The organism is Craterilacuibacter sp. (assembly GCF_051659485.1).
Taxonomy (GTDB): domain Bacteria; phylum Pseudomonadota; class Gammaproteobacteria; order Burkholderiales; family Chromobacteriaceae; genus Craterilacuibacter.
The window spans coordinates 1-4,146 of sequence record NZ_JBOFOO010000346.1; the positions used below are offsets into that span (position 1 = coordinate 1).

The 4,146-nt window shown below is 63.6% G+C and carries 6 protein-coding genes; 3 read left to right on the forward strand and 3 right to left on the reverse strand.

Translation table 11 applies throughout. The annotated features are described in order from the left end of the window. On the reverse strand, positions 1–329 hold a 329-nt coding region (locus ACRC1E_RS11800; protein ID WP_438515288.1), incomplete at its 3' end, for a hypothetical protein. Between the two features lie 125 nt (positions 330–454). On the opposite strand from ACRC1E_RS11800, the gene ACRC1E_RS11805 reads away from it, so the two are divergent. The 3 genes from ACRC1E_RS11805 (at position 455) to ACRC1E_RS11815 (ending at position 2,498) form a co-directional block, all read left to right on the forward strand. Beyond that, positions 455–871 carry a hypothetical protein gene (locus ACRC1E_RS11805; protein WP_438515289.1) on the forward strand — a complete coding sequence of 139 codons (417 nt, stop codon included), beginning with the start codon at positions 455–457 and terminating at the stop codon, positions 869–871. A gap of 106 nt (positions 872–977) precedes the next feature. Next, positions 978–1,607, forward strand: a complete 630-nt coding sequence (locus ACRC1E_RS11810; protein WP_438515290.1) for a YbhB/YbcL family Raf kinase inhibitor-like protein — start codon at positions 978–980, stop codon at positions 1,605–1,607. An 18-nt stretch (positions 1,608–1,625) separates the two neighbouring features. Beyond that, positions 1,626–2,498 carry an NAD(P)-dependent oxidoreductase gene (locus ACRC1E_RS11815; RefSeq protein WP_438515291.1) on the forward strand — a complete coding sequence of 291 codons (873 nt, stop codon included), beginning with the start codon at positions 1,626–1,628 and terminating at the stop codon, positions 2,496–2,498. A 14-nt stretch (positions 2,499–2,512) separates the two neighbouring features. Here the strand turns inward: ACRC1E_RS11815 and ACRC1E_RS11820 are convergent, their stop codons facing one another. Both ACRC1E_RS11820 and ACRC1E_RS11825 read right to left on the reverse strand, forming a co-directional pair. Further along, positions 2,513–2,977 carry a GNAT family N-acetyltransferase gene (locus ACRC1E_RS11820; RefSeq protein ID WP_438515292.1) on the reverse strand — a complete coding sequence of 155 codons (465 nt, stop codon included), beginning with the start codon at positions 2,975–2,977 and terminating at the stop codon, positions 2,513–2,515. Positions 2,978–3,103: 126 nt separating this feature from the next. After that, positions 3,104–4,146: M24B family metallopeptidase (locus tag ACRC1E_RS11825; protein ID WP_438515293.1), on the reverse strand; the 1,043-nt coding region annotated here is incomplete at its 5' end.

Sequence of the window (4,146 nt, forward strand, 5' to 3'; positions counted from 1 at the left end):
GATAGCGCCAGCGCCATGCCCAGCAACACGCCGCTACGCCCCCGCCCGGCCTGATAGCCTTCCAGCAGCAGCCAGCCCAGCACCGGCAGGATGGCGGCCGATAAAAAGGCATGGCCGCTAAAACCGGTAAAGCGCAGCACGGGAATGCCGATGCCCCAGCCGATAAACGCCAGCTTGCTCGACAACACCAGCAAGCCGCCGGCTCCCAGCAATAAACACCAGCCCAGCAATTGCGGCCACGCGCGCCGCTGTAGCTGCCACAGGCCGATAGCCAGCGCAGCAGGTATCATCACGGCGGAGTCGCCAAAGTTGGTCAGGGTCTGCCACATGGGATTATGTTGGGATATTCTGAGCAAATAAGCAAACAGCCGCTGTCGCCGCCATGGTTTCCTGAGTTGCGGCTGCATCGACTACAATCGCGCCCTGTCTAGCCTACACCACGGAAAAAAGCACCATGGCCACCAAAAAATCCGCCCCCCGCGCCAAACCCGATGCCGCGACCCAGGCGGCGATGCTCAAGCGTTTCAACGATGCCCAGCAGGCTTGCCATGCCGCCATCCATGCCTTCGATGTCTTCGAGAGCGCAGGCGGCTTCGAGGCGCACGAGCCGGCGTACAAATATGCACAGATGTGCCGCGTTTATTTCAAGAAGCTGCGTAACGGCAAAGTGCTGTCCAGCCCCGATTTCGATATCGCCGTCGGCCTGTGTGCTGCCGCGCGCCGCGCCCTGCATCTGCTAGACCCGGCGCTGGCGTTTACCGGTCTGGCACAGGCCGAAGCATTGCTGGCGGCCGCACCGCTGACCTATGGCGTGCTGGACGACAACTTCAAGCTGGGCGGTGCCGACAGCAAACGTCCGCGCCCGTTCTAAGCCGCGAGCAGACACACTTTTGCGCCATGCCGCTATCCGGCGACTAAACTGTTAGCTATTGCCTGCGCCGCCTTGTGCGCAAGGCAAACTGCACAGGAGTCTTGGTATGCAGCTTTTCAGCGACAGTTTTCAGGATGGCGACCGCATCCCCGGCCGCTACGCTTTTGCCGTGATGGCCGATAGCGGCCATATCGCACTCTCCGCCAATATCAATCCGCAGTTGCGCTGGCAGGATGCTCCGGCCGGCACCCGCTCCTTTGCCCTGATCTGCCATGACCCGGATGTGCCCAGCCGTGGCGACGACGTCAATCAGGAAGGTCGCGTCGTGCCGGCCGATCTGCCGCGTACCGATTTTTTCCACTGGCTGCTACTGGATATCCCGTCATCGGTGCACGAAATTGCCGAGGGCAGCCACAGCGCCGGCATCACTCCGCGCGGCAAAGCCGGCCCGCAAGCACCGGACGACATGCGCCACGGCCTCAATGACTACACCGGCTGGAATGCGGGTAACGCCGAGATGGCCGGCGATTACTACGGTTACGACGGCCCGTGCCCGCCTTGGAACGATGCGCGCCTGCACCACTATGTGTTCACGCTCTATGCGCTGGACACGCCACGGCTGGTGCTGGGCGACCGGGCGGACGGCGCCGCAGTGCTGGCCGCCATCCGCCCGCACAGTCTGGCCAGTGCCAGCCTGACCGGCAGCTACAGCCTGAATCCGGCACTGGCGAGCTGAAATACGGGAGCGGGCATCATGATCAGAATTGCATTTCTCGGGCTGGGTGCGATGGGATCGCGCATGGCCGGGCGGCTGGCGATGGCGGGGTTTCCCCTGACGGTATGGGACAGGTCGGAAGATCATTGCCGCCTGATGGCACACCACGGCGCGCAGCTGGCCGACTCGCCGGCTGCGGCAGCACGCGGCGCCGATGTGGTGATTTCCATGCTCAGCGACGACGATGCCTCGCGCGAGGTGTGGCTGGATCCGAAAAACGGTGCCTTAAGCGCGCTGGGCGAGGATGCGCTGGCGATAGAGTCCAGCACGCTATCGCCGGCATGGATACACGAGCTGGCACAGCGCATGGGCAGCACCAATTTTCTGGATGCGCCGGTATCCGGCTCGCGCGCGCAGGCCGAAGCCGGCCAGCTGGTGTATCTGGCAGGCGGCACCGATAGCGCTTTTCGCCGTGCCCGCCCCATTCTCAAGACCATGGGCAGTGTGGTGCATCATGTCGGTAGCGCAGGCCAGGCCGCGCACTTGAAGCTGGCGGTCAATGCGCTGCTGGGCAGCCAGATGGCGGTGATGGCCGAGATGCTGGGCTTTCTGGCCAAGTCCGGCATCGATCCGGACCGCGCGCTGGACATCATCAGCAGCATGCCCATTGCCAGCCCGGCGGCCTGTGCCAGTGCACGCCTGATGCTGGCCCGCAATTTCGCGCCCCTGTTCCCGATAGAGCTGATCGAAAAGGATTACCGCTATCTGCTGGAAGCCGCCGGCGCGCTGGAGGCCGAGCTTCCCATCAGCGCGGCGGTACAGCTGGTGCTGGCCAATGCCCAGTTACGCGGTTTCGGGCGTGACAATATCAGCGCACTGGTGCGTCTGTACGACTGGCCGCAGCAAGGCTGAATAAGCGCGCTGCATCATGGCGATGGCAGCTTGAGCGCATAGCGCCCGAAGCCGGTATCGCGCACATAAGCCAGCTTGGCGTAGAGCGCCTGCGCCGCCAGATTGTCATGCGCGGTTTCCAGCACCATGCTGACGGCGCCGTGTTCTGCGGCAACCTCATGCGCGGCCAGCATCAGGGCTTCGGCGATGCCGTGGCCGCGCGCCTCCGGCTCGATAAACAGGTCATACACGATCCAGCAGGGCGCAAGCGCCAGCGAGTCGAAGCTCGGGTACAGCTGGACAAACCCCAGACCGGCACCGTCTTCATCCTCGGCCAGCAAAATGGTGGACGAAGCATCGGCCAGCCTGGCGGCCAGATAGGCCCAGCTGTCGGCACTGCAAGGCTCCAGCCCGTAAAACACCCGGTAGGCGGTAAACAGGGGCAGGATGGCATCGATATCCTGCGACTCGGCGACACGTATCCTGACATCACGGCTCATGGCTCTCTCTCCTTGATTGGCTCGCCCGTTACACGCTAGAGCCCGGCCCGCACAAGCGCAAGCCCGCCGGCCTGCCGACGCAAAAAAGCCGCCTTGCGGCGGCCGGTTTGCAACAACGGATCAGGCTCAGCCGGCCATGACGGCTTCGACTTCATCGGCAGTCTTGGGAATGTGCTCGCCCAGTACCCGGCTGCCGGTTTCCGTAATCAGCACATTGTCTTCGAGGCGGATGCCGCCGAAATCGCGGTATTCGAGGAAGCGCGCGTAATCGATCATGCCGGCGTGACGGCCTTCGGCCTGCCAGGCTTCGACCAGTGCCGGGATAAAGTAGATGCCGGGCTCGACGGTGATGACCATGCCGGCCTGCAGTGATTTGCCCAGACGCAGATAGCCCATACCGAACAGCTCGCTGCGTGCGACACCTTCGCCGTAACCGACCAGGTCTTCACCCAGCGCTTCCATATCGTGTACATCCAGACCGATCTGGTGGCCCAGGCCATGCGGGAAGGCAATGGCGTAGGCGCCCGACTCGACGATCTGGCCGGCATCGCCATGGAAAAAGCCCAGTGCGGTCATTTTTTCGACCATCACCCGTGCCGCCAGCTTGTGCATGTCGAGGTAGCGTACGCCGGGGCGCAGGGCGGCAATCACGCTTTCCTGCATCTCCAGCACGATATCGTAGATGGCGCGCTGGCTGTCGCTAAAGCGCCCGCCCACCGGAATGGTACGGGTAATATCGCTGGCGTAGCCGCCGGCCGAGGTGCAGCCGGTATCGTTCAGCGCCAGATCACCGGCCTGCAGCAGCCCCTTGTGGTATTCGTTGTGCAGCACTTCGCCACGGCGCGAAAAAATGGACGGGTAGGCCAGATGCAGATCGCGGCCGCGCATGATGCCTTCCATCACCCCCACGGCCTGATACTCGAACGTCCCCGGACGCGCCGCGCGCATGGCGGCGATGTGCATGTCGCGGGTCACGGCCAGTGCCGCTTCCATTTCGGCAATCTCGACGTCCTGCTTGATTTCGCGCAGTGCCACCACCGCATGGGTCAGCGCCTCGGAGAAGCCGGGCTTGATGGCATCGCTGCTGCAGGCCAAGAGGCGCGCCAGTTCCAGCACCGTTTCGCCACGATACGGTTGCAGATAGTGCACCGGACGCCCGGCGGCATGCG